The following is a 24,402-nucleotide window of genomic DNA, read 5'->3' as shown; positions in this document are numbered from 1 at the left end:
TCTCCTCGTCAACTCGGCGCCCTGTCAGGGCTGCCGCTCCAGAAGGACCGTTGCATTGTCGTGGTAGGTGGTCCGCAACGCTTTCTTGTAGCCGCACTTCGCCGCGACATTCAGTGAGCCGGTGTTTTCCGGATCGATGATGCAGACGGTTTTTGCCCTGTCGAATTCAACATCGCCCCAGGCAAGAACCCTTGTCACGACTTCACTGGCCAACCCTTGGCCATGCATGCCGGGAGCGAGTGCCCAGCCCGCTTCCGGAATGCCCTCGATCGACGGCACGATGTCGCGCTTCAGGTCATGGAAGCCGGCTTCGCCGATAAAGCGGCCAGTCGCCTTTTCCTCGATCGCCCAGAAGCCGTAGCCCAAAAAGGACCACAGGCCTGAATGCCGCAGGAAGCGCATCCAGCTCTCTTCGCGCGTGCGCGGCTTGCCGCCGATGAAGCGGGTGACGATGGGATCGGCCCACATCGCGGCGTAGGCGTCGAAATCCGACAGCCTGTGCGCACGAAGGATGGTGCGCTCCGTCTCTATGACTGGAGCCGACCTTGTCTGAACAGGGATCATGAAATGCCTCTCTTGCGATACCGCGCGGATAACAAAGCTGTGCGGCGACGCAAGGTCCAACAAGGCGGATATCGCCTGCCCAGAACCGCCACTGGCCTGTGGTATTTTTCTCGACGGTGCTGGTTTTTGGCGAGAGGCTGAGGCACCGTGCCCCACGGCGACACGCGCCGCTCGACCGAGGGGAAGACCATGGAAACCACCGATCTCGTGCTGGCCATCCTGCATCACCTGCTGGTGTTTTCCCTGGCGGGCATCATCGGCGCCGAGTTTGTCCTGATCCGGGGCGAATTGCCCGCGGCGACCATCCGGCGCCTTGTCGGCATCGATCGCCACTACGGCATCCTTGCCGGGCTGATCATCATCGTCGGCATCGGCCGGGTCATCCATGGGCTGAAGGGCTGGGAATTCTACGTGCACAACTGGGTGTTCTGGGCGAAAATGGCAGCCTTCGCCGTCGTTGGCTTGCTGTCGATCCTGCCGACCATCCGCTTCATCTCATGGAACAAGCAGGCAGGCGCCAATCCCTCGTTCCTGGTGCCGCCAGCCGAACTCGCGTCGGTCAAGACCCACATCCGCGCCGAGGCTGTCGTCTTCCTGCTGATTCCAGTGTTCGCGGCGGCAATGGCGCGCGGCTACGGTTATTGAGCCGCGCTTTCGATCGCGGTCTCCGGAGGGCTGATAGGCACCAATGGAGCTGGAATGCTGGTTGTTTTTTCCTTGGCCTTGCAGATATCGGCGATGACGCAGGCCGGGCAATCCGGCTTGCGCGCCTTGCACACATAGCGGCCATGCAGGATCAGCCAATGATGCGCATGGCGCATGTATTCGTCAGGGATGATCCGAAGCAGTTCCTGCTCGACCTGCTCTGGCGTCTTGCCGGGCGCCAGCCCGATCCGGTTGCCGATGCGCAGGATGTGCGTGTCGACAGCCATCGTGTGCTGGCCGAAGGCCATGTTGAGCACGACATTGGCGGTCTTGCGCCCGACCCCCGGCAGCTTGACCAGTTCATCGCGATCATCGGGGACCTCGCCATCGTGATCGCGGATCAGCGCTTCCGACAGCGCGATGACGTTCTTGGCCTTGTTGCGCCAGAGCCCGATGGTGCGGATGTGCTCACCCACCTTGGCCTCGCCCAGCGCCAGCATCTTGCGCGGCGTGTCGGCAATGCTGAACAGCGCCCGCGTCGCCTTGTTGACGCCCGCGTCGGTCGCCTGCGCCGACAGCACGACGGCCACCAGCAGCGTGAAGGCGTTGACATGTTCGAGTTCGCCCTTGGGCTCGGGCCGCTGGACGGAAAAGCGCCTGAATATCTCATGCACTTCGGCCGGGCTGTAGAGCGAGCGGCGCCTGGCGGAACGGATGCTCGATCCGGCCTTGGATCCGCTGCGGCGGCCGGTCGAAAGTTCATTTTTGGCTGTGGAGGATTTTTTGGACTTGGGGCTGGCCATTTCCTTCCTATAATATCCAGCCATGAGCGATACAAACGCTTCGTTCGAGGCCGACGAGCCATTTTTCCACGCCTTGCTGACACCGCATCGGTCGCTGGGCCGGACAGGCTTTGCGGTGCTGATGGGCACTTTGCTCTTCGGCTGGGTGGTCACCGGCGCCTTCTTCCTGTCGCGCGGTGCCTGGCCGGTGTTCGGCTTCTTCGGCCTCGACGTGATCGCCGTCTACATCGCCTTTCGCGCCAACTACCGCGCCGCGCGCGCCCGCGAGGAAGTTTCGGTATCGCGCACCAGCCTCGACATCCGCAAGACGGCTCCGTCCGGCAAGTCGGAAGCCCACCACTTCAACCCGTTCTGGACGCGCTTTTCCGTCGCCCGCCACGCCGAGATCGGCATCACCCGGATGACCGTCGAAGCGCAGGGGCAGAACGTTCCCATCGGCGGCTTCCTCAATCCCGAAGACCGCGAGAGTTTTGCCAAGGCCTTTTCACGGGCGCTGGCGACCGCCAAGACGCGCTAGAATCAATTCCAGTACAGGGATAGAGCACTTCAGAACCGGTAGCGCAGAAGCCTGCCGACCTTGCGCAGCGCTGGAATGTGCCTCCAAAGACGGATGAACAGCCTTGCGGACCAGCGCATGCGGATGGCGTGCTCAGGCTTGTAGGCCGGTATCTCCTCGACGAACAGCAGCTTCGGAATGGCTCGCTCCAGTTCGTGCGGATCCTCGATGGCCCAATGGACCTCGGCGCCCGTCGCCTTCACGGACGGATTGAGGCGAAGCAGTTTCAGGCCGAAGCCGCTGTAGGCGTCGAACATAAGCTCGCCGCTGGCGAGATGCGAGACAAGCCGCGCAAACAGGCGAGGCCCCTGGTCGGCGGGGAGATAGGGCGTCAGCCCTTCGGCGACCACCACTGTCGGACGATTGCGGGGCACATCGGCCAGCCAGGCCGGTTCGGTCACCGAGGAAGCGACCAGATGGTATCGGTCGCGAGACGGGTAGAGCTTGCGTCTGAGCTCGATGACTTCCGGATAATCGACGTCGAACCAATCCACGCCTGGTGGCGGGTCGATACGGAAGATGCGCGTGTCGAGCCCGCAACCGAGATGCAGCACCATGGCGTCGGGATTTCTGGCGAGAAAGTCCTCAACGCGGAGGTCCAGCGTCTTTGCCCGGATCGCCAGGCCAACGCCGAGATTGTCGTCGACCTTCAGCCTCGCGAAGTCATAGGCGATCTTGCGCACCGCCTCGTCGGCAAAATGATCGCCGAGCAGCGAATCCGGCAACCGGCTCTCCAGCGCCTTGCCGTAGAGCGTCATCAGCATGGTCTCCTTTGCCCCGGTGAGATCTACTTTCTCGCCAGCCATTAGCGACACCTCGCAAAAGCACGATCCCGAAAAATGGCGCCGGCTTCGGAAAAGATCGCGCTCGAACACGGAGATAAAGCCCATCCCTGTTCCATTGGCACGGAACAGGGATGGGAATTCCGTGACTATCTGGGCTTCCGCACCGGCAAGGCAAGTTTCGGGTGGCGATCGCCGCCCCAGGAGGCGATATTCCAGCTCAAGGAGACAGTTCGATGAGCATCCAGACCGCAGTCCTCAAGAAGGACATCACGCCGCAAGGCAGCGACTACGAAATCGTACGCCGCGCCATCGAGAAGATCAGCCTCGACTATCGCGACCAGCCGTCGCTGGAAGAACTGGCCGAGGAGGTTGGCGAAACTCCCACCGGCCTGCAGAAGCTGTTTACCCGCTGGGCCGGCCTGTCGCCAAAAGCCTTTCTTCAGGCCGTGACGCTCGACCACGCGCGCAAGCTGCTTGATTCGGGCATGCCGCTGCTCGAAACATCCTTCGAACTGGGGATGTCGGGTCCAGGCCGGCTGCACGACCTGTTCGTCACCCATGAAGCAATGTCGCCCGGCGACTACAAGACGCGCGGCGCCGGGCTCACCATCCGCTACGGCTACCACCCCTCGCCCTTCGGCACCGCCCTGATCATGGCTACCGATCGCGGGCTTGCCGGCCTCGCCTTCAGCGACCCTGGCGAGGAACGTTCGTCGTTCGCCGACATGTCCAGCCGCTGGCCGAACGCCGTCTATCTCGAGGACATGGCCGCGACCGGACCCTATGCCGCCCGCATTTTCGACTCCACGCTCTGGCGCCCCGACCAGCCGTTGCACGTCGTCATGATCGGCACCGACTTCCAGGTCCGCGTCTGGGAGGCATTGCTCAAGATCCCGATGGGCAAGGCGCGCACCTATTCGTCGATCGCCGCCAGTATCGGCGCGCCGTCCGCCAGCCGTGCCGTGGGCGCGGCGAACGGCGCCAATCCGATCTCCTTCGTGGTTCCCTGCCATCGTGCCATCGGCAAGTCCGGAGATCTCACCGGCTATCACTGGGGCCTGACCCGCAAGCGCGCCATCCTTGGCTGGGAGGCAGGACAGGTTTCGTCTTGAAATATCAGTAGCTGGAGCTGATCTTGCGAAGTGCCATATGTTTTATGAATTGCAAGTATTAGATCTATCATGATCCAGTTTTATCAATCGATACAACCGAAGACAACCTGCGGTTTCTGAAGTACTATTTGCGGGAATTATTTTAGTTAACTCTAAATTAACCATGATAAAGCGATGATGACCCCACATTAATTCAGGCATTCCTGGTTGGTAGGAGGTCATGGTGAGATTCATTCGCGCTGCGCTCGGTGCGGTTATGCTGGTCGCCTGTCTCGACCAGTCCGCACTGGCCACGACGCAAAATGTCATTTTCAACGGCACGATCACCGCCACCTGTACGCTCCTGATCGGGACGAACGGCACGATGACGGTCAGTCCCGACCTCCAGACATTGAGCTCGCACAACAGCGGTGGCTCGGCTGGAACCGTCACCCTCACCACGACCGGGGGCGTGGCGCTCAGCGTCGATCCGGTCACCACCACCACCGTGCCGACGGCCGACACCACCTCGACAACCTGGACACCGACTTTTTCGTCCAGCGGCGCGCACACCATCGCGGAAACAGGCACGGCCACCAACCTGACCGTTCCCGGTGCCTCGCTGGTCTCGGTCAATCTCGCTGGCACCAAGACCGGCAGCAACCGTTTCGCCTCGGGTACCTATCAGGCAACCGTCACATTGCGCTGCGAATAGCCCCTCGGGAGGATATTTTGAGACAAGCTCTGAACCTGGCGACCGCCCTTGCCGTCGGCCTGATGCCTGCCGCCGCCCTGGCCCAATCGATGTCGCCGATGCGGGGCGAGGTCAACAGCTTCACCGAAGCCTTCGCGGTCCGGGTCTTCCCCGCCAACCCCTACAACCAGAAGATAAAGATCGAGGTCCACGTCTACGATCAGGATTTTCAGCCAGTGGACGCCAGGATATCCCCTTCTGTCTTCCAGCTCGGCGCCCAGGCTTCCCGCCCGGTCCTTGTGGTCGTGCCGTTCGACGGCGCGGCGGAGCGTAAAGTGCGTATCTGTACCGAAAGCATCCCTTTTCCCAATGAGCACACGCAGATAAGGGCCCAGATATGCGGAAAATTCTTTGGACATCGCAAGTCCTGACGCTCGCGCTCACGATTGCCGCGGCAGGCACGGCTCCCACCCAGGCCCAGGAACAGATCTACAACCTCAACCAGAACGAAAACGGCTTCAATTTGCCCGGTGTCACCTTGCCCCAGGGCCAGGATGAGGTCCACGCGGCCGACGGCACCACCTGCCGCTCGGCGGTGTCCGGCAGCGGCGCCTATCTCGACCTCGGTGTTATCAGAGGCAACAACCAGACGGACAATGGCGTCGCCACCTATGGCCGCGTGGTGATCCCGATCGGCCGGCAACCGAAGCGCCTCGACTGCAGCCGGCTTTACGAACTCGAAGTGCAGCGTCTCGAAATGGAACTCAAGCTGATGAAGATGGGCGTCAGTGTCGATGGCGCGACGGCGGTTGCCGCCGCCCCCACGGCGCAATCAGCCAATTGGGCGGACCAAGGTTGGAACAATGGCAAGAAAAAGAAGAAGAAGAAATGACCTCGTCCTTCTCGCCGCCGTCGTGCTGGCCTCCAGCCAACCGGCGCCGGCGGCGATAGTCGGCACCTGCACCATCATGGTCGGCGCATCGGGAACGATGACCGCGAACCCTACTATAGGCATATTGGGATCGACGCAGGCAGGCGGCCAGAGTGCTGGCGCCACCATCACGGCAAGCTCGCTGCTGTGCTCCCTGCTCAACCTGCTGGACTGCTATTCGGTCTCGGCTCAGGCGCCTGCAGCATTCACCTCATCGCCGAGCGGCGGTGGCACCAATGTTAGCTTCGCCACGGCCTATCGCCTCGACGCTGGTGCCAGCACGGCAGGCAGCGTGCCGCAAAAGCTCACCAACGGAACTCATACGGTTCAGGTCGACCTCACCGCCACCAAATCGAGCGGCATTTTCCCGGCCGGCAGCTATCAGGGCATGGTCACCGTTTTGTGCGAATGAATGAAATCCTGCCATGACGCGGCAAATCGTACTGGACCATTCGCGTGGTCTGGCAAGCCGCCGCCTTCCAGAGTAGCTTCCCGCGCATTCAGCAGGAGGCCTTACTTGATTATCGTTGTCGGCTCGATCAACCTCGACCTCATCGCCAATGTCGACCGGCTCCCCGGCCCCGGGGAAACGGTTGGCGGCTCCGGCTTCACAACCGCGCCCGGCGGCAAGGGCGCCAACCAGGCGCTGGCCGCCGCACGGGCCGGCGCCGAGGTGCGCATGGTCGGCGCGGTCGGCAAGGACAGTTTCGCCAACGAGGCGCTGGCGCTGCTGCGCGACGGAAAGATCGATCTGTCCGGCGTCGGCGAATCGTTTGCCTCGACCGGAACGGCGCTGATCATGGTCGGCGGCGATGGCGAGAACATGATCGCCGTGGTGCCGGGGGCCAATGACTCCGTTGTTGCGGGTGACCTTTCCAAGGCTTTCCTGAAAAAAGGCGATGTCGTGCTGCTTCAGCACGAAATCCCCTTGCAGACCGTTGATGCGGCGCTCGACGCCGCAAGGGCGGCAGGTGCGATCACCGTGCTCAATACAGCGCCTTTTCGCGGCGAGGCGGCCGCCTTCCTCGGCAAGGCCGACTATGTGGTCGCCAACGAGACCGAGTTCGATCTCTACGTGGAAGCGCTGTCGTTGAGCGGCCGCGACCGCACCGCGCGAATGCGCGACTTTGCCGGCAAAACCGGCCGCACCATCGTCGTCACGCTCGGCGGCGACGGCGTGATGGCCGCGACACCGGCTGATGTCCTTGCGGTGCCTGCCATGAAGATCACTCCGGTCGACACGGTCGGCGCTGGCGATACGTTCTGCGGCTACTTCGCCGCTGGCCTGTCCTCCGGCCTGCCGCTGGAGCAAGCACTGGCACGCGCCGGAGCCGCCGGCTCGCTCGCCTGCCTCAAGCCGGGCGCCCAACCGGCGATCCCCTTGGCCAGGGACGTCGACGCGGCGTTGCTGAAGTCCAACGGCTGAGACAAGCGATGCGTCCCCAGACAAAACATGATCTTCCCGCTGCCGGCCACATCTGCCGCCTGTCCGCCGTGGAGTTGGCCGACAGGATCAGGCGAAAGGACCTTTCCGTTCGCGAGGTGGTGACGGCATTCCTCGACCGGATCGAGACGGTGAACCCACGGGTCAACGCCATCGTCTCGCTGCGCGACCGCGCCGATATCCTGCATGAGGCCGAGAAGGCCGATGCCCATCTGGCGCGGGCAGGCGATACCGGCCCCCTGTTCGGCCTGCCGATCGCCATCAAGGATCTTGCCTCGACCGCGGGCCTCAGGACATCCTTCGGCTCGCCGATCTTCGCCGATTTCGTGCCGCAAGAGGATGATTTCTTCGTCGAGCGTATTCGTGAGGCCGGCGCCATCATCATTGGCAAGACCAACGTTCCCGAGTTCGGCCTTGGGTCCAACACCTACAACAACGTATTCGGCCCGACGCTCAACGCCTTCGATCCGGCCCTGACCGCCGGCGGCTCCAGCGGCGGCGCCGCCGTGGCGCTGGCGCTCGACATGGTGCCCCTGGCCGATGGCAGCGATTTCGGCGGCTCGCTGCGCAATCCGGCGGCCTGGAACAATGTCTACGGCTTCCGCCCGTCGCAGGGGCTTGTGCCGGGCGGACCGGACGTCGAGGTCTTCCATGCCCAGATGGGCGTCGAAGGGCCAATGGGCCGCAACGTCGCCGACATGGCGCTGCTGCTCGATGTACAGGCCGGTTATCATCCGCACGCACCCTTGTCCTATGAGAAGCCGGCTTCGTTCCTCGAAGGCCTGGGAACCACGGCGACCGGCGGTCGCATCGCCTGGCTCGGCGACCTCGGCGGCCATCTGCCGGTCGAACCCGGCATCCTCGACCTGTGCGAGGCGGCGCTCGGACGGTTCGGCGATGCATCTTTCGTGACGGAGCCCTTGCTGCCGGATTTCGATTTCGAAGCGCTGTGGCAGGCCTTCGTGACGCTGCGCCAGGCCAGCAGCGGCTGTGCTCTCAAGACCCACTATGACGATCCCGCCAAGCGCGTCCTGCTGAAGCCGGAAGCGATATGGGAAGTGGAGAACGCGATGCGGCTGACCGCGCCGCAAATCCGTGCCGCCTCGGTTGTGCGCACCTCCTGGCACCGCACGCTGCTGTCGATCTTCGACCGCTATGATCTGGTCGCGCTGCCGACCGCGCAGGTCTTTCCTTTCAATGTCGACATGCCCTGGCCGCGCGAGGTCGCCGGACGCGCCATGGACAGCTATCATCGCTGGATGCAGGTTTCCGCATTCGCCACGCTGGGCGGCTGCCCGGCGGCCAACGTTCCCGTTGGGTTCGACGACAGGGGCCGGCCAATGGGCATGCAGCTGATCGGACGGCCGCGCGGCGACCTCGCGGTGCTGAAGGCGGCGGCAGCCTATGAGGCGACGCTGCCTTGGCAGGCAGGTGCCTGAATGGCGTGATTCGAGGTCTCCCGGTGCGTGACGCCGCGGCTTGCACCGGAATCGCGGCCATGCATTGATTGAGGTTGGCCGCATCGCCCCTGGCGGCATTGTGTGAGGAAAACCCATGTCGCTGGAACTCTACGCCGCCTATGTTCTCGCTTGCATCGTCATCATCCTGGTGCCCGGCCCAACGGTCACGCTGATCATCGCCAACAGCATCCGTCATGGAGCCCGCGCCGGCCTCGCCAATGTCGCCGGCACGCAGGCCGGGCTTGCCGTCATGATCGCCATTGTCGGCATCGGCCTCAACACGCTGATCGCCGGCATGGGCCATTGGTTCGAATGGGTCAGGCTGATCGGCGCCGCCTACCTGATCTGGATGGGCGTGCAGATGTTCCGTTCCAAGGGCACGCTGAACGCGGACGGCACGGCCAGGAAACCTCGTGGAGGCTTCTTCCTCCAAGGCCTGCTGGTGGCGCTGAGCAATCCCAAGACGCTGGTGTTCTTCGGCGCCTTCTTCCCGCAGTTCATCGCGCCGCGGGGCAACTACACGCTGCAGATCGTGGTGATGGGCCTGACCGCCATGATCTTCGCCGCCATGTCGGATTCGACCTACGCGCTGGCCGCCAGCCGTGCTGGGCGCCTGCTCTCGGCCAGCCGAATCAAGCTCATGACCAGGATCAGCGGCAGCTTCCTGGTCGGCGGCGGCCTGTGGCTGGCGTTTTCGAAGGCCAAGTAATGCCACCAATGGCTGATTGAAAGTCTGTTTTCCCGCAGCTACATGAATCGGTATTGAGGATTCATGTCTGTATCGTCCACTTTTGAAGGTTTGAAGAGGAACGCGCCTGGCGTGGTCCTCTTTGGCGGCTTATTTGCGATTATGGTCTTGTTGGCCCAGAACAAGTGGACCCGTGACGCAATCCCGATCCGGTCGATTGACGCGGTCGACGCCACGATCGAAGGTGTTTACTGGGACAAGACCAGTATGTCCCACTACGGAGTGTTCCTGGAGAACAAGGTTCTTGTTTTCGTGGACGATGACAAACCGCGCCTGATCGGCTCCCGTGTCAGACTTGAGCGCGTCACGCGCGACAACGGCTTCGTCTTCTACCGGTTTGCGGAATGAATGGCAGCTGGCGCATCTTCCCTCGCCCCGTTTACGGGGAGAGGGTGGTCGCGAAGCGACCGGGTGAGGGGCAGCGCCGAGGGCGCAAGCAGAATCTCAACGTTTGTGCCGCCCCTCATCCGCCTGCCGGTAGCTTCTCCCCGTAAACGGGGAGAAGGGAGCTTTCAAAGCCGCCCCAGCCTCTCCACCAGCAGGGCGAAGAAACCGTCATGGTCAATGTCGCGCATCACCATGGCGTTCTTTTGCCGCTTGGTTACGCCCCACCAGTCGATCACGGTCATGCCCATGGTGAGCTCCGACGCGGTCTCGATGCTGACGTTGCAGTGGCGGCCCTTGAACAGGTCCGGCTTCAGCAGATAGGCGATCACGCAGGGGTCATGCAGCGGTCCGCCATCGGTGCCGTATTTGCCCTCGTCGTAACGCTCGAAGAATTCCAGCATGTCGGCGGTGGCGATGCCGACCTTTGTGCCCAGCGCACGGAAGGCCTGCGTGCGCTTGGTCGTGGTCAGCGCCTTGTGGGTGACGTCGAGCGGCATCATGACGATCGGAACGCCGGACCGGAAGACGACATCGGCGGCATGCGGATCGACATAGATGTTGAACTCCGCCGCCGGCGTGACATTGCCGCCTTCGAAGTAGCCGCCGCCCATCAGCACGATTTCCTTGATGCGCGGCGCGATCCTCGGCTCGCGGATCAGCGCCAGCGCGATGTTTGTCAGCGGCCCGAGCGGGCACAGCGTGATGGTGCCGCTCTCCTCCTTCATCAGCGTCTCGACGATGAAATCGACGGCATACTGGTCCTGAAGCTTCATCACCGGTTCGGGCAATTGCGGCCCGTTGAGGCCGGTCTGGCCGTGCACTTCTTCCGCGGTGACGAGTTGGCGCATCAGCGGGCGAATGGCGCCGGCATAGACCTTGATGTCAGGCCGTCCGGCCAGTTCGCAGATCTTGCGGGCGTTCTTTTCGGTAAGCTTCAGCGGCACGTTGCCGGCAACGGCGGTGATGCCGAGGATCTCCAGTTCATTGCTGCCGAGCGCCAGCAATATGGCGACGGCATCGTCCTGGCCGGGATCCGTGTCGATGATGATCTTGCGAGTCTGGGGCATTTCAATTCCTTGTTTGGCGGAGTCGCGGACGCGGGCTGACTGCCGGATCGAACCGCTCGGACGGGAGAGTGCTCCCGACCTGCGCGCTTCTCCCTGGATCTTCAAGCGCCATGTCGATCATAATTGTGAGTCCACGACGTGGTCTTTTTGGGCGGGCTTTTTGATGGCTTGAACTTGACCGCGAGGCGGACCATATCAAGACCATCGGGAAAAATGCCATCCGGGTTTTTCCACTTTATGTCGCTCTTGAGAGGACAGTGTAACATGAGCCGAATGACGCCCTTTTCCAGCCCGCTTCTCCTTGGTTTCGATGCCATGGAAAAGACGCTGGAACGCCTGGCGAAGTCCGGCGACAGCTATCCTCCCTATAACATCGAGCGCCTCAATGGCGCCGACGGCAAGACAGAACGGTTGCGCATCACGCTCGCCGTTGCCGGTTTCGCCGAAAGCGATCTCGATGTGACCACGGAGGAAAACCAGTTGGTCGTGCGCGGCCGTCAAAGTGACGATACCGAGCGCGAATTCCTTCACCGCGGCATTGCCGCGCGCCAGTTCCAGCGCTGTTTCGTGCTGGCCGACGGCATGCGGGTGATCGCGGCGGAGCTGAAGAACGGCCTGTTGTCGATCGATCTCGATCGGCCGGAGTCCGAACGGCTGGTACGGAAAATAAACATATCGGTGAAAGACTGACCACTACTGCATCGGCCGGAAGGTCGGTAACGATTGTCCGAAAGCACGGTGCAGCAAACTGAATGGCTCTTATGCAGGATGGCCTTGAGCGGCATCCTCGCGCCAAGGAGGCTTGAAATGACCAGAACTGACGAAACCATCACCATGACCAGTGGCGAATTCGCCCATCTCGGCGAGGGCTCGGTCGCTTATTTGCGCAAGGTCTCGAGTGACGAATTGCTGGGCCGCTTCCCCGGCCTCGGCGAGATCGCACCCGGCATGCAACTGTGGGCGCTGTTTGCCGCCAATGGCCAGCCGATCCTGCTCGCCGACGCCCGCGACCGGGCATTGGCCGGAGCCATGGAAAACGACCTCACCACCGTCGCGATTCACTAAAAGCATGATCCCGAAAAGTGGAATCCGGTTTTCGGATAAGATCATGCTATAGCCGACGGACACGGTGAAACGGCAAGGGCCGCCCGAGGCGGCCCTGCGGGGATGTCCAAGGAAGAATTTCAGGCTGCGTGCGAAGCCTGGGTATCCGACAACAGCGCGTGGATGGCCACGGCGTCGCGCGTGCCCCTGATCTTGGCCACTGTGTCGGCATCGCGCAGCACGCGCGCGATACGCGACAACGCCTTGAGATGATCGGCGCCCGCGCCTTCAGGCGCCAGCAGCAGAAACACCAGATCGACCGGCTGGTCGTCCAGCGCCTCGAAATCGACAGGCGTCTCCAGCCGGGCGAACACGCCGGCAATGCGCTTTACGCCGGCCAGCTTGCCATGCGGAATGGCGATGCCGTTCCCCACTCCGGTCGAACCCAGCCGCTCGCGCTGCAGGATGGTGTCGAACACCTCGCGCTCCGGAATGCCGGAAATCGCGGCGGCCCTTTCGGACAACAGTTGCAGCAGTTGCTTCTTGGAGTTCGCCTTCAACGCCGGCATGATTGCCGGAACGTTGATAAGATCGCTCAGATCCATGCTTGAAAATCCCTTGTTCGCCTGCCGTCACCAGTCCCCACCCCTCGTGCGGCCGGCTTCTTATCCCTGTGCGACCTTGGTCGTGGACGGGTCGATCCAGCCGATATTTCCATCGGGCCGGCGATAGACGATGTTGAGATGTTCGTTTCCGGCGTTGCGGAAAACGAAGACCGGGCTCTCCTTGGTGTCGAGCTCGATGACCGCCGACGCCACCGACATGGTCTGCAGCGTCATGGTTGATTCGGCGACGATGGCCGGCGCGTAATTCTCCGGAATGTCCTCGTCGTCATCGGCAAGCGGCGCCATCACGGCGTAAGCGATATCCGTGGGTTCGCCATTGCCATTGCCATTGCCAGAATTGTGAGACTTCAGGCGGCGCTTGTAGCGCCTAAGCCGGGTTTCCAGCCGGTCCGCCGCGGCCTCGAAGGCCAGCGTCGGATCCTGGGCATCTCCGGTGGCCTGCAGCGAGGCGCCGGAATCCAGCCGGATCATGCAATCCGCCGAATAGCGCGACCCCGATTTGATCACCGTGACGTGCCCGGCAAAGCCGCGATCGAAATACTTGCCGATCGCTTCGCCGATACGATCGTTGATGCGCGTACGAAACGCATCGCCGATATCCATGTGTTTTCCCGATATGCGCAGTTTCATCTGAAAACTGACCTTCCTTGCTCAGGCTTCAAACTGGCCAGAGTTTATACTCGTGGTCCGTGCGCACAAGCTTTGCGGCGTCACTCGCGCCGATTTTAAATCCGAACTTTCCAGTTGATCACAAGCCGCCTTCTGGCCGTCCCGAGGCCACCGTCGTGACGGACCATCCGCATGCGGGCAACCAGCCCGTCTCATGCGGGCGGGCTTCTAGCCACTTCACCGCGGCTTGTCAATGAAGCTGGCGCCCTGTGGAAATCGGGCCGGAGCAGTGGCCCCGTGGACAATGGGGGGTTTCCAGCGCCAACGGTCAGTTCAACCCTCGTGCAACAGGCGTCCAAGCTGAAACGGGCCGTATTAGCGCCCTGCGCTGGCCATGGCGCGCTTTTCGCGCCGCCTTTGCACCGACGAGGGAATATTCATGCCCTCGCGATATTTGGCCACGGTACGCCTGGCGATGTCGACGCCGCTCTCGCGCAACATGTCCACGATCGCATCGTCGGAGAGGACGTCGACCGGTTTCTCCTCGTCGATCAGTTGTTTGATCCGGTCGCGCACCGCCTCCGACGAATGCGCGTCGCCGCCGCCGGAAGCGGCGATCGACGCGGTGAAGAAATAGCGCAGCTCGAACACGCCGCGCGGCGTCAGCATGTACTTGTTGGCCGTGACCCGGCTGACCGTCGATTCGTGCATGCCGATGGCGTCGGCCACGGTGCGCAGGTTCAGCGGCTTGAGCTGGCGCACGCCGTGCACCAGGAAGGCATCCTGCTGGCGCACGATCTCCGACGCAACCTTGAGGATTGTCTTGGCTCGCTGGTCGAGGCTGCGCGTCAGCCAGTTGGCGTTCTGCAGGCACTCGGCCAGGAAATCCTTTTCCGTCTGGTTTTTCGCATGCGGCGACACCTGGGCGAAATAGATATGGTCGACCAGTACGCGCGGCAGCGTTTCGGCATTGAGTTCGACCGTCCAGCTGCCGTCATTGGCCGCGCGCACCTCGACATCGGCGACGATCGCGTCGCTGGTGCCGACCGAAAACGCTGTTCCAGGCCTGGGGTCGAGCGCACGGATCTCGGCCAGCATGTCGAGCAGATCTTCTTCATCGACGCCGCAAATCCGTTTCAGCGTCTGGAAGTCGCGGCGCGCCAGCAGTTCGAGATTGGCGACCAGTGCCTTCATCGCCGGATCGAGGCGGTCGCGCACGGCAAGCTGTAGCGACAGGCACTCGGCGAGGTCACGGGCAAACAGGCCGGCGGGCTCGAAAGTCTGGCAGACCGCCAGGACCTTGGCCACGGTGGCGGCGTCGGCACCCAGACGTGCCGCGATCTCGGCCATGTCGGCGCGCATGTAACCCGCCTCGTCAAGACCGTCGGCCAGTTCGCCGGCAATCAGGCGCGCGGCCGGGTCGGCGAAGGCAAGGGCAACCTGTTCACCGACATGGTCGCGCAACGTGATCGCGGTCGCTGCCATGTCGCCCGCGTCGAGGCCCTCGGATGACGCGCCTGATCCATTGCCGGACGCCGACTTCCATTGAGCCGTCAGGTCGGGACCAAGCCGTTCGCTCGTGCCCGGATCATCGGGAAACAGATTCTCCAGAGAACTGTCGAGCTTTTCCGAAATCGCCTCGGCGGTCCACGCCGTCTCGTTCTCGAACCAGTCTCCATCGCCTGCCGCTTCCGGCTCGGGATCGTTCTTCTGCGCCTGGTCGCTGGCGGCATCATCCTGGGGTTCGGCGCGCTCCAGGAGGGGATTGCGCTCGATCTCGTCGTCGATGAAGCGCTCCAGCTCGACATGGGTGAACTGCAACAGCCGAATCGACTGCATCAGTTGCGGCGTCATCACCAGCGACTGCGACTGTCGTAGCTGTAGCTTCGCCGCCAGAGCCATGGTTCGGTTTCAAACGCCTCGTCTACGCATCCGCACCGCGGAAAGAATTTTCTCAGCCGGACATAGAAACTGGCCCGGCTTTTGCTTGTCAAGCAATGACTAGCAAATCGCGTTTACGAAGACGTTATCAGGCGGAAGAAATCGAGGGAATCTCCCCAAAACCTAACAAGAATCGCGCTGTCGGCGCGATTTCGTGATCACAGAGTGAAACCCTCGCCGAGGTAGAGCCGCCGTACATCGGGGTTCGCGACCACTTCATCGGCCCTGCCATGGGTCAGAACCTGGCCCGCATGGATGATGTAGGCGCGGTCGATCAGGCCGAGCGTCTCGCGGACATTGTGATCGGTGATGAGCACGCCGATGCCGCGCGCCGTCAGATGACGCACCAGTTGCTGGATATCGGCAACCGCGATCGGATCGATGCCCGCAAAGGGCTCGTCCAGCAGCATGTAGGCGGGACGCGTCGCCAGAGCGCGAGCAATTTCCAGACGCCGCCGTTCGCCGCCCGAAAGCGACATGGATGGCGCCTTGCGCAAATGGCTGATGTGAAATTCCTCGAGCAGTTCATCGAGGCTGCGCTCGCGCACCTTGCGGTCCTTTTCGACCACTTCGAGCACGGCGCGGATATTCTGTTCGACGTTGAGACCGCGAAAGATCGAGGCTTCCTGCGGAAGATAGCCGATGCCCAGACGCGCACGGCGGTACATCGGCATCGCGGTGACATCGAAGCCGTCGATCTCGATCGTGCCTTCGTCCACCGGCACCAGGCCAGTGACCATGTAGAAGCAGGTCGTCTTGCCGGCGCCGTTGGGGCCGAGCAGCCCGACCGCCTCGCCCGCGCGTACGCCGAGCGTCACGCCGCTGACCACCTTGCGACCCTTGTAGCTCTTGGTGAGGCCCTTGGCGATCAAGGTTCCCTTGAACTTCGTGGCATCGACGGTCACCGTGGCCGGTGCCGCGAGCGTGCTCGCGGCACGTCCCGACAGACGCGCCATCAGCGAAGATGCACCGGCCATTAGGGCTTTGCCGCGTCCGGTTTTGCGTCCGATTTCGGCGGCGTGATCGACATCATGACGCGTTGACCACCACAGGGATCGACCTGGGCCAGGCCGCTCTTCATTTGCACCGTCAGCTTGCAGCCCACCAGCACGTTGTCGTTCTGCGACAGGACGACCTTCTTGCCCGAAAGCACCAGCACCTGGCTCTTCATGTCGAAACTGCCGCTGTCGCCGGTCGCGACCTGCTGGTCCGACTTGATGTAGACTTTGTCCTCGACCTCCAGGTGGTCGATATTGGCCGAGCCGGTCATCGCAGCTCCGGCCGCTTCCGTGCCCTTGGCGGCCGCGTTCGGATCCTTGACGTAGTAGACGGTCATCTTGCCCGCCTTGAGCATTGTGGGACCTTGGACGACGCTGACATTGCCGGTGAACACGGCCACGCTTTCCGCCTGCCGGACCTCCAGCTTGTCGCTCTCGATCTGGATTGGCTTGTCGCCGGAGAGTTTGAGGCCTGACATCTGGCTGGTTGTGTTCGTTTGCGCCCAGGACGATGCCAGCCCCAGGAACAGCAATGCCGAAGTCGCGGCCATGAGCCGCGCCGAACTACTGAGCCGCATTGGATTCTCCGCTCTTTCCCTCTGTCGCCAAGCTGGCGGAATCGATGTTGACGCGCACCCTGTTTTCGAAAATCAGGACCTTGCCATTGTCCTGAACCGACATTGAATCCGCGGTGATCCGCGATGCGCCCTTGCCGACATCGACGGGATCTCCCGTCTTCATAGTGCCTTTGCCCATGTCGAGGAAGACCGATTTGAATTTGGCTTCCATTCCGTCGGTGGTGCTTACCGTGACGTCGCTCGTCAGGTTCATCGTGTTGCCGTCGCGGTCATAAACGCCACGCGACGCCGATACGGTGGCGATGTTGTCGGTGGCGATCGGCAGCTTGGCGTTGATGCCCTCGAGTTCGATGATGCCCTGCTTGGTCACGTCCTGTATGGCGCGCAACGCCGTCATCGAATAGGGCTGCTTCTGCTTGGTGAAGCCGTTCAGCTTGGGATTGGCCATGACCAGCTTGCCGTTGGAAAAAGCCGTCCCTTCGGCCTGGACCGCGACCGACACGGGCGCGGAGAGATAGGAATAGGCCGGAAAACCGATGGCGATCACCACGGCAAGCAGCGGTATCGCAAGCTTCAGGAAACGCACGCGTCGCGAGTGGCGCTGCGCGCGATCGAAGGCATCGTCCCTCGCCAAGCCAGCCACCGGGGGAGCCAACTCCGTCTCGGCGTTGGTTGGTTCAATCGTTCGCGCTAACATCACAGCTTTCTTTACAACCCAGCCCGCCGGACACCGCCTATAGGTGGGAAGCCGACGCCTTCAAGCAAGCACAAGCGGAGGAAAACCGCAAAAATATGACAGTTTTCGTTGCGTGAACCAAATCAAATCCACGCAACGGCCTGTCATATCAGATACGGCTGCGAAGCGTTAATTTTTCGTCCACCACCAGTTGTCATGCCCCAAAAGCCTGCCTGGGCCGCGGCGGGCTACACAGGAAACCGGTAGCGGGGGGCGGGAGCTTGCTTTAAAAGCGTCAGCTTCCACGATTGTGAGGCAGACCATGGCATTGAGAGCCGACGACCTGATCGACCGCCGCCGCTTGCGGCGCAAACTGACATTCTGGCGCGTGGCGGCGATCGCTATCCTGGCACTCGGGCTGGTTGCCATTGCCTCCTGGTTCTATGGCGACGAGTTGGGCGGCGCCACGGTCGACCATATCGCCAAGGTCCGGATCGAAGGCACCATCACCGAGGACGAAGAACTGATCAAGCGCCTGGAAACCATCCGCAAGTCGGACAAGGTGAAGGGTGTGATCCTGTCGATCGATTCACCCGGCGGCACCACGGTCGGCGGCGAAACCATCTACGAGGAAGTGCGCAAGCTGGCGGCCGACAAGCCGGTCGTCGCGGAAGTGGGCACGCTCGCCGCGTCCGCCGGCTACATGATCGCAAGCGCGGCCGACCATATCGTCGCTCACAAATCCTCGATCGTCGGCTCCATCGGCGTGCTCATCCAGTATCCGGATGTCAGCGGCATGATGGACAAGCTCGGCATCAAGCTCGAGGAAGTGAAGTCGTCGCCGCTCAAGGCCGCGCCCTCCCCGTTCAAGCCGACGAATGATGATGAGCGCGCCATGGTCCGCAAGCTCATCCTCGACAGCTACGACTGGTTCGTCGGCATTGTCGCGGAGCGCCGCAAGATGACCCATGAGCAGGCGCTGGCGCTGGCCGACGGCTCGATCTTCACCGGCCGCCAGGGTGTCGCCAACGGGCTGATCGACGGCGTCGGCGGCGAGACCGAGGCAATCGGCTGGCTGGCGACCAAGGGTGTCGATGCCAAGCTCAAGGTGGTGGAGTGGAAGACCACCGAAAAGCGCGGCGGCTTCCTGTTCTCCAGGTCGATGCTGCGCACGATCACCAGCGCGCTCGGCTTGCCCGACTACAGCGGCGATGTGATGCACGAACTTGGCGCCGACCGCTTGTTTCTTGACGGTCTCGTTTCAGTCTGGCACCCTTGAGGGGCCGTTTGGGGCGAGTGAAAAAAGCAAATAAAATCATCCTCATAATTTTGACCGAACTGCTTTCACGGGGACCTCTCTCATGATCAAATACGAACTTGTGCAGATCATTGCCACGCGTAACCCGCATCTTTTCCTGCGGGATGTCGAGAATATCGTCGGCGCCATTTTCGATGAGATCACCGACGCGCTCGCCGATGGCAACCGGGTCGAATTGCGTGGCTTCGGGGCGTTTTCGGTGAAGAACCGCCCTGCCCGCACCGGCCGGAATCCGCGCACCGGCGAATCCGTCGAGGTCGAAGAGAAATGGGTGCCGTTCTTCAAGACCGGCAAGGAACTGCGTGAGAGGCTGAACGGAGCAAAATAGGCGCAGCCTCTTTCGACGAGGCCAGTGTTCCAGCGGAAAACATCATGCTCAATCGCTTCATGCTCATCGTGGTCTTCGTGCCGCTCGCCATCATCCTGATCGCGCTGGCCGTCGCCAATCGCGAGCTAGTGTCCTTCACCCTGGATCCGTTCAATCCCGGCAATCCGTCCCTGACGTTGAACTTGCCGTTCTTCATCTTCCTGTTCTTGGCCCTTGCCATCGGCATGGTCGTCGGCAGCATGGCAACCTGGGTCAGGCAAGGTCACTATCGCAAGCTGGCGCGCCAGCGCGGCGCCGATGCCGAGAACCTGCGCCAGTCGATCGCCCGGACTCCCGCCGCACCGCAGGGCCCCACCTTGCCCAAGCCAACCAACTGAACCGGTTGGCATTTTCCATCCACGGAGTTTCCCATGCTGACCATTTCGGCCGCCGAGGTCGATCATGCGCTGACGTTTCCCGGATTGGTCGAGACGTTGCGCACCGCCTTTCGCGACGGCGCGGTCCAACCCGTGCGTCATCACCATGGTGTCGAACGGCCCGACGGCGCGGCATCCACACTGCTGCTGATGCCTGCCTGGACCGACTTCAACGCGGCCGGCACGTCGTCGGGCGGCCACATCGGCGTCAAGATCGTCACCGTATCGCCCGACAACAACGCCATTGGAAAGCCGGCGGTGATGGGGCTTTACCTGCTGCTCGACGGCGCGACGGGTGAGCCCGAGGCGATGATCGACGGCCAACGCCTGACACAGTGGCGCACGGCATGCGCCTCCGCGCTCGCCGCCTCATACCTTGCCCGGGAAGATGCGTCGCGATTGCTGATCATCGGCGCCGGCGCGCTATCGCCATTCCTTGCCAAGGCGCATTCGGCCGTGCGGCCGATCAAGACCATCCGGATCTGGAACCGAACGCGGGCCAATGCCGAGAAAATCGCCAATGAGTTGCGCGTCGAAGGTTTGGCCGCGGAAGCTGCTGACGATCTCGACACCGAACTGGGCCAGGCCGACATCGTCTCCTCGGCGACCATCAGCACGACGCCGCTGGTCAAGGGCAAACTGCTGAAGCCGGGAACACATGTCGATCTTGTCGGCGGTTTCACGCCCACAATGCGCGAAGCCGACGACGATGCGATCATCAGGGCCCGCGTTTTCGTCGACACGCGTGCCGGCGCCACCAAGGAAGCCGGCGATATCGTCCAGCCTCTGGCCTCCGGCGTGCTGAAGGCCGAGGCCATCGTCGCCGACCTGCATGAACTTGCGCGCGGCCAGAAAAACGGCCGGCAGAGCACAAGCGAGATCACGCTGTTCAAGTCGGTCGGCGCGGCCCTCGAGGACCTCGCCGCCGGCATCGCGGTCTACCGCGCGCTCAAGCGGTAGCCTCGGCGCCTGTCGCGACGCCCATCGCCTTGGCGATCAACGCGAAGTCCCCGGCGCTGATGGAGAACAGGCCGAAGCGAAGCTGGTAGCCCCAGTTCGACTTGCCGGCGGTGAATTCCAGCCGGTCGAGCAGCGGCTTGATCGGCGCTTCGCTTGCCTTTGCCCATTCGACATCGCGCCGGAACGGCGTGAAGCCGCCGCCCATGTCGCCCTGGTAGGGCTCTCCCTCCCGTACGGTGCCGAGCGCGGTAAACGCCTGCAGACCGTCCTTCATGCCCAAAACGGTGCTCGGCGAGTAATAGACAATGCCGTCGCCGGGCTTGATCCGGCGCAACGGCGCTGACTTGCCGTGGTTGACCTGCATGAAGCCTTCTTGCCTGCCGCGCCGGACATGCTCGGCTGACGCGACCGCGATCCAGTGGGCGCTCATCACCGTTCCCCCGCATCGGACAGCCAATAGACGCGCAAGCGGTGATTGTCGGGATCGACCGCGACGAAGGTACGGCCGAAATCGAGGTCCGTTGGGGCCTGGATGATCTTCAGTCCCCGCTTTGCCCAGTCGGCATGGGTGGCATCGACCGCTGCCGGCGTTTCCAGGGCAAACACGACCTCGCCGCCGCCGCCGGCGGCCGCTGCTGCCGGCTCCACCGTATGACGCGACCAAAGTCCGAGCTTGAAACCGCCATCGAGCACGAATAGCACAAAAGTTGGCGCGCTCTCGACCGGTTCCCGGCCAAGCAGCGCACTGTAGAACACGCCGCTCTCAAGCGGCTGGTCGACGTAGAGGATGACGAAATTCGGCGTGGGCATGATCCTGGTCTCCAAGGCTTTCGCTAGTTCGATCTGGAGACCATAGAAGAGGCCACTGTCAGATTCTGGCAGTAGCCGTCATGAGCCGCGCGGCTTGTCGAGTGTCGCGCGCCATTCCTTGAGCAACGCCTGTCGCCGGCGCGGATAGCGTGTATCGGTGGCATTGAGCGCTGAGATACGATCGGCGCGAAAATGCCGGAAATCCTGCCGCATCTCGCACCAGGCCACCACCACCCGCACCTTGTCGAAGAAACCGACCGCAAAAGGCCAGACGGTGCGCTGGGACGCAGCACCACCCGCATCGCGATAGAGAAAGGCGAGCTTGCGCTCATCGCGAATGGCCTGCCTGACCACGCCGAGGTCGATGCCTTCCACCAGCCCGGCGGGCGGGCCCACCAGCAGCGCGGTGGCATCGAGGTCCTCGCGCGGATCGTCCGGCAGAACGGCGGCGATCTTGGCCAGCGCATTGGCGGCGGCGGCGGAAAGGCGGGCATCCGGCTGTTTGGCCACCCAGCGCGAACCCAGCACGATCGCCTCGATCTCCTCGTCCGTGAACATCAACGGCGGCAGCATGAAGCCGGGCCTGAGAACATAACCCAGCCCTGCCTCCCCCTCGATCGGCGCGCCCTGTCCCTGCAGCGTGGCAATGTCGCGGTAGAGCGTGCGGATCGAGATGCCCAGCTCATCGGCAAGCACCTGCCCGCTGACCGGACGCCTGTGCCGGCGCAATGCCTGGATGAGGTCGAGAAGACGTTCTGAACGGGACATGATTCTCGGGGCTTGCCTGCCCTCACGATAGTCCATCTCTTCTGAAAGCGCGCCGCGGTTTCTGGAACGACGAGCCGGACGACAGTGAAGATGCGAGAGCGGAGCGGCCAGACGTCGGCGGATAAGCCGCCGGAAAATCTGGCCGCACCATGTTCAGAGGCGGAACACCTTGACCTCGTTGCCGCGTTCCAGCGACTTGTTGGCCACGAACAGTTCCGCCTTCGACATCTCCAAATCGCGATCGGCAAGCATACGAAGCATCGATTCCAGCCGCCGCAGCGCGATTGCCTTGTTGCGGTGCTGGGAACGTTCGTTGCGCGCCGTCACGACGATGCCGGTCGGCAAATGGACGGCGCGCACGGCGCTGTCGGTGGTATTTTGGTGCTGGCCGCCTGGCCCGCCGGCCCGCAGCGTTTCGAAACGCACATCGCTGGGTTCGATCGAAACGGCGGCCGGTACGGCTTCCGCGAGATTCACCCGCTTCACGCCGACGAACCAGTTCTGGCGTTTGTGGCCATGGCGCACCGGGCTCTTGAAGATGAATTTTACCGTACCGCAATACTCCACGGCCAGTCCCTCGGCATTCGCCCCCTCCAGGCTGACCAATGCTGATTTCGCACCATGCACGTCCGGCCTGTGGCCGAAGGCGCTCTCGGCCTTGCAACCGCGCAGGCGAGCTTCGCTTTCGATCGCGCGGACCAGCGCCATCAGGGCTATGCGGCATTCGACCGGGCCATCGCCGGACGTGACCAGCAGATCAACCTCGGCCATGGCCTGCCCTCCCTCTTTCCCGCGACGGCTTGTTGCGCGTCCGGTCGGGTGGACCTTCGATGGCCTTCTTGTAGGTCACCAAAGGCCGCATGGCCGCAAGCTCCTGGACAAGGCCGGCATCGGCGAGGTCCTGTACCACCTGTCCGGCATCCTTGTAGGCGCCAGCCGCCTCCTCGATGACCAGGCTTCGGTCATCGCAGATCAGTTGTCCGCCCCACTCGTTCTTGAGCAAGGCGACCCGTTCCGACCTGTTGCGCCCGGTGCGTCCATGCATCGTCGCGCGGTCGTATTTGCGGCCCGCGCCATGGGAGATCCCTCCGAGCGATGGCCCCGTACTGTCGAGTGACCGCACGACATAGCTGAGGCTGGCGCGCGACCCGGCGATCGGCGCCATGTCACCGGCCTGGACAGCCGCCGAACCCTTGTGGTGGACCAAGGCTGTACCCCTGTCGCGGACAAGGTTGTGCGGCACATCGGTCACCAGCCGAAGATCCGCGCGCAACACGCTTGCCGCCCGCTCGGCGATCAGCCTGCGGTTCAGCGATGCCCAGGTGACGCAGACATCGTGCTGGCGACGCCAATGCACCCCATCCTCCGACGCCGGATCAAGTCCTGCGGTGATTGGCGATTGCAGGTCGAGCATCTGTCCGAAGACGAATGCACCGAGACCGCGAGAGCCGGAATGCACGAGAAGATAGAGCCTCTGGCGATCGAACATGCTTTGACCCGCCGCATCCACCGTCTGGTCAACGGCTTGCAGCTCGCAAAAATGGTTGCCGCCGCCGATAGTGCCGAGCGCTGCCGGAAACAGGTCAGGCGGCAGGCTCGAGGCGGCAAGGGCCTCGGCCGGATCGAAGACATCTTCCGCCTCGATCCGACGCAGGCCCTCGACAGCCCTGTCGATCCTCAGCTTGCGCAAGGGCAGATCGAGCTCGAACAGCGACATGCCGCATCCGATGTCGTTGCCGATCAGTTGCGGATGCAATCGTTGCGACAGCACGGCAATGCCGGTCGGGCCGTATTTGCCGGGATGAAGGTCCGGAAAGGCCGCGACCGAACTGACGCCCGGCAGGGCCGCGACGGACTTCAGCTGTTCAAGTGCCGCGCCCTCGATCCAGGTCCGCGACGAAAAATAGTTCTGGATATGCGCCGCCTCGGCAACGCATGGCGAAGAGGAGCCTGAGCTCCCGATAAAATTGCCCATGATGGAACACTTCTGGAAACAGGTCGGAAATCGGACGCCGTCAGGCATCCGTTCGACCGGCGGCAGTCAGCGAAACGCTGGCTTACGCCGGAACCCTTGCGGGGTGCGTGGTGATCATGGTCATCTTTCGCTCCCATTCCAGAAAAACAATGCCGGGTCTCATAGACGAAACCGGCAAAA

32 protein-coding genes are annotated in these 24,402 nt (G+C 62.7%); 17 read left to right on the top strand and 15 right to left on the bottom strand.

Annotation, left to right across the window (positions count from 1 at the left end; all coding sequences use genetic code 11):
• Positions 1-24: 24 nt before the first annotated feature.
• Positions 25-564, bottom strand: coding sequence for a GNAT family N-acetyltransferase (locus ACO07C_RS22280; protein ID WP_421916315.1), 540 nt, complete (start codon positions 562-564; stop codon positions 25-27).
• Between the two features lie 189 nt (positions 565-753).
• Between ACO07C_RS22280 and ACO07C_RS22275 the strand changes: the two genes are divergently transcribed.
• Positions 754-1,209, top strand: a complete 456-nt coding sequence (locus ACO07C_RS22275; RefSeq protein WP_421917585.1) for a DUF2214 family protein — start codon at positions 754-756, stop codon at positions 1,207-1,209.
• On the opposite strand, the gene nth is transcribed toward ACO07C_RS22275, so the two are convergent.
• Positions 1,203-2,012, bottom strand: coding sequence for an endonuclease III (gene nth / locus ACO07C_RS22270; protein ID WP_421916314.1), 810 nt, complete (start codon positions 2,010-2,012; stop codon positions 1,203-1,205). The genes ACO07C_RS22275 and nth overlap by 7 nt on opposite strands.
• Before the next feature lie 22 nt (positions 2,013-2,034).
• Here nth and ACO07C_RS22265 point away from each other — a divergent pair, with 22 nt between their 5' ends.
• Complete coding sequence (locus ACO07C_RS22265; RefSeq protein WP_421916313.1) at positions 2,035-2,529, top strand: DUF2244 domain-containing protein; 495 nt, start codon at positions 2,035-2,037, stop codon at positions 2,527-2,529.
• A 29-nt stretch (positions 2,530-2,558) separates the two neighbouring features.
• Here ACO07C_RS22265 and ACO07C_RS22260 read toward each other — a convergent pair whose 3' ends face one another.
• Positions 2,559-3,374, bottom strand: coding sequence for a class I SAM-dependent methyltransferase (locus ACO07C_RS22260; RefSeq protein WP_421916312.1), 816 nt, complete (start codon positions 3,372-3,374; stop codon positions 2,559-2,561).
• A 212-nt stretch (positions 3,375-3,586) separates the two neighbouring features.
• On the opposite strand from ACO07C_RS22260, the gene ACO07C_RS22255 reads away from it, so the two are divergent.
• From ACO07C_RS22255 to ACO07C_RS22215, 9 genes are all read left to right on the top strand, one after another.
• The gene (locus ACO07C_RS22255) at positions 3,587-4,465 is read left to right on the top strand and encodes a methylated-DNA--[protein]-cysteine S-methyltransferase (RefSeq protein WP_421916311.1); all 879 of its coding nucleotides are present in this window, start codon (positions 3,587-3,589) and stop codon (positions 4,463-4,465) included.
• A 256-nt stretch (positions 4,466-4,721) separates the two neighbouring features.
• Entirely contained in the window at positions 4,722-5,159 is a 438-nt protein-coding gene (locus ACO07C_RS22250; protein WP_421917584.1) for a hypothetical protein, read from the top strand.
• Between the two features lie 62 nt (positions 5,160-5,221).
• Positions 5,222-5,569: a hypothetical protein gene (locus tag ACO07C_RS22245; protein WP_421917583.1), complete on the top strand. Its 348-nt coding sequence runs from the start codon at positions 5,222-5,224 to the stop codon at positions 5,567-5,569.
• A complete protein-coding gene (locus tag ACO07C_RS22240; protein WP_421916310.1) occupies positions 5,536-6,030 on the top strand; it encodes a hypothetical protein in 495 nt (164 codons plus the stop codon). The genes ACO07C_RS22245 and ACO07C_RS22240 overlap by 34 nt, the downstream gene beginning before the upstream one ends.
• A complete protein-coding gene (locus ACO07C_RS22235; protein WP_421916309.1) occupies positions 6,002-6,481 on the top strand; it encodes a hypothetical protein in 480 nt (159 codons plus the stop codon). Before ACO07C_RS22240 ends, ACO07C_RS22235 begins: the two co-directional genes overlap by 29 nt.
• Positions 6,482-6,586: 105 nt before the next feature.
• Positions 6,587-7,495 carry a ribokinase gene (locus ACO07C_RS22230; protein ID WP_421916308.1) on the top strand — a complete coding sequence of 303 codons (909 nt, stop codon included), beginning with the start codon at positions 6,587-6,589 and terminating at the stop codon, positions 7,493-7,495.
• A gap of 8 nt (positions 7,496-7,503) precedes the next feature.
• Entirely contained in the window at positions 7,504-8,952 is a 1,449-nt protein-coding gene (locus ACO07C_RS22225) for an amidase (RefSeq protein WP_421916307.1), read from the top strand.
• 115 nt (positions 8,953-9,067) lie between these two features.
• Positions 9,068-9,682, top strand: a complete 615-nt coding sequence (locus ACO07C_RS22220) for a LysE family translocator (RefSeq protein ID WP_421916306.1) — start codon at positions 9,068-9,070, stop codon at positions 9,680-9,682.
• Between the two features lie 63 nt (positions 9,683-9,745).
• Positions 9,746-10,069 (top strand): hypothetical protein, encoded by a 324-nt coding sequence (locus ACO07C_RS22215; protein ID WP_421916305.1) that lies wholly within the window; start codon positions 9,746-9,748, stop codon positions 10,067-10,069.
• Positions 10,070-10,233: 164 nt separating this feature from the next.
• Here ACO07C_RS22215 and ACO07C_RS22210 read toward each other — a convergent pair whose 3' ends face one another.
• Positions 10,234-11,175, bottom strand: a complete 942-nt coding sequence (locus ACO07C_RS22210) for a nucleoside hydrolase (protein ID WP_421916304.1) — start codon at positions 11,173-11,175, stop codon at positions 10,234-10,236.
• Positions 11,176-11,439: 264 nt separating this feature from the next.
• On the opposite strand from ACO07C_RS22210, the gene ACO07C_RS22205 reads away from it, so the two are divergent.
• Together ACO07C_RS22205 and ACO07C_RS22200 are read left to right on the top strand one after the other, a co-directional pair.
• The gene (locus tag ACO07C_RS22205) at positions 11,440-11,865 is read left to right on the top strand and encodes an Hsp20 family protein (RefSeq protein WP_421916303.1); all 426 of its coding nucleotides are present in this window, start codon (positions 11,440-11,442) and stop codon (positions 11,863-11,865) included.
• Positions 11,866-11,982: 117 nt separating this feature from the next.
• On the top strand, positions 11,983-12,240 hold the full coding sequence (locus tag ACO07C_RS22200; RefSeq protein ID WP_421916302.1) for a DUF1150 family protein: 258 nt from the start codon (positions 11,983-11,985) through the stop codon (positions 12,238-12,240).
• A gap of 119 nt (positions 12,241-12,359) precedes the next feature.
• Here the strand turns inward: ACO07C_RS22200 and ptsN are convergent, their stop codons facing one another.
• The 6 genes from ptsN to lptC all read right to left on the bottom strand — a co-directional run bounded on the left by ptsN (position 12,360) and on the right by lptC (position 17,668).
• On the bottom strand, positions 12,360-12,824 hold the full coding sequence (ptsN, locus tag ACO07C_RS22195; RefSeq protein WP_006200387.1) for a PTS IIA-like nitrogen regulatory protein PtsN: 465 nt from the start codon (positions 12,822-12,824) through the stop codon (positions 12,360-12,362).
• Between the two features lie 60 nt (positions 12,825-12,884).
• Positions 12,885-13,475: a ribosome hibernation-promoting factor, HPF/YfiA family gene (hpf, locus tag ACO07C_RS22190; protein ID WP_421916301.1), complete on the bottom strand. Its 591-nt coding sequence runs from the start codon at positions 13,473-13,475 to the stop codon at positions 12,885-12,887.
• Positions 13,476-13,829: 354 nt separating this feature from the next.
• On the bottom strand, positions 13,830-15,356 hold the full coding sequence (gene rpoN / locus ACO07C_RS22185; RefSeq protein WP_421916300.1) for an RNA polymerase factor sigma-54: 1,527 nt from the start codon (positions 15,354-15,356) through the stop codon (positions 13,830-13,832).
• A 197-nt stretch (positions 15,357-15,553) separates the two neighbouring features.
• Complete coding sequence (gene lptB / locus ACO07C_RS22180) at positions 15,554-16,372, bottom strand: LPS export ABC transporter ATP-binding protein (protein ID WP_421916299.1); 819 nt, start codon at positions 16,370-16,372, stop codon at positions 15,554-15,556.
• Positions 16,372-16,971 (bottom strand): LptA/OstA family protein, encoded by a 600-nt coding sequence (locus tag ACO07C_RS22175; RefSeq protein WP_421916298.1) that lies wholly within the window; start codon positions 16,969-16,971, stop codon positions 16,372-16,374. Before ACO07C_RS22175 ends, lptB begins: the two co-directional genes overlap by 1 nt.
• Complete coding sequence (lptC, locus tag ACO07C_RS22170; RefSeq protein WP_421916297.1) at positions 16,958-17,668, bottom strand: LPS export ABC transporter periplasmic protein LptC; 711 nt, start codon at positions 17,666-17,668, stop codon at positions 16,958-16,960. The genes ACO07C_RS22175 and lptC overlap by 14 nt, the downstream gene beginning before the upstream one ends.
• Before the next feature lie 301 nt (positions 17,669-17,969).
• On the opposite strand from lptC, the gene sppA reads away from it, so the two are divergent.
• The 4 genes from sppA to ACO07C_RS22150 all read left to right on the top strand — a co-directional run bounded on the left by sppA (position 17,970) and on the right by ACO07C_RS22150 (position 20,669).
• Positions 17,970-18,926, top strand: coding sequence for a signal peptide peptidase SppA (sppA, locus tag ACO07C_RS22165; RefSeq protein WP_421916296.1), 957 nt, complete (start codon positions 17,970-17,972; stop codon positions 18,924-18,926).
• A gap of 82 nt (positions 18,927-19,008) precedes the next feature.
• A complete protein-coding gene (locus ACO07C_RS22160; RefSeq protein WP_421916295.1) occupies positions 19,009-19,293 on the top strand; it encodes an integration host factor subunit beta in 285 nt (94 codons plus the stop codon).
• Between the two features lie 44 nt (positions 19,294-19,337).
• Complete coding sequence (locus ACO07C_RS22155) at positions 19,338-19,670, top strand: DUF1049 domain-containing protein (RefSeq protein WP_421916294.1); 333 nt, start codon at positions 19,338-19,340, stop codon at positions 19,668-19,670.
• 33 nt (positions 19,671-19,703) lie between these two features.
• Positions 19,704-20,669 (top strand): ornithine cyclodeaminase family protein, encoded by a 966-nt coding sequence (locus ACO07C_RS22150; RefSeq protein WP_421916293.1) that lies wholly within the window; start codon positions 19,704-19,706, stop codon positions 20,667-20,669.
• On the opposite strand, the gene ACO07C_RS22145 is transcribed toward ACO07C_RS22150, so the two are convergent.
• From ACO07C_RS22145 to ACO07C_RS22125, 5 genes are all read right to left on the bottom strand, one after another.
• A complete protein-coding gene (locus ACO07C_RS22145; RefSeq protein ID WP_421916292.1) occupies positions 20,659-21,099 on the bottom strand; it encodes an EVE domain-containing protein in 441 nt (146 codons plus the stop codon). The genes ACO07C_RS22150 and ACO07C_RS22145 overlap by 11 nt on opposite strands.
• On the bottom strand, positions 21,099-21,479 hold the full coding sequence (locus ACO07C_RS22140) for a VOC family protein (protein ID WP_421916291.1): 381 nt from the start codon (positions 21,477-21,479) through the stop codon (positions 21,099-21,101). Before ACO07C_RS22140 ends, ACO07C_RS22145 begins: the two co-directional genes overlap by 1 nt.
• Before the next feature lie 78 nt (positions 21,480-21,557).
• Entirely contained in the window at positions 21,558-22,247 is a 690-nt protein-coding gene (locus ACO07C_RS22135) for a helix-turn-helix transcriptional regulator (protein ID WP_421916290.1), read from the bottom strand.
• A 153-nt stretch (positions 22,248-22,400) separates the two neighbouring features.
• Positions 22,401-23,018 (bottom strand): peptide chain release factor H, encoded by a 618-nt coding sequence (gene prfH / locus ACO07C_RS22130; RefSeq protein WP_421916289.1) that lies wholly within the window; start codon positions 23,016-23,018, stop codon positions 22,401-22,403.
• A complete protein-coding gene (locus ACO07C_RS22125) occupies positions 23,005-24,222 on the bottom strand; it encodes an RNA ligase RtcB family protein (protein ID WP_421916288.1) in 1,218 nt (405 codons plus the stop codon). Before ACO07C_RS22125 ends, prfH begins: the two co-directional genes overlap by 14 nt.
• Positions 24,223-24,402: the final 180 nt, after the last annotated feature.

The organism is Mesorhizobium sp. (genome assembly GCF_965229135.1).
GTDB lineage: Bacteria > Pseudomonadota > Alphaproteobacteria > Rhizobiales > Rhizobiaceae > Mesorhizobium.
The sequence above is the reverse complement of the archived record's forward strand: the minus strand, read 5'-3'. Positions and strand labels throughout refer to the sequence as shown.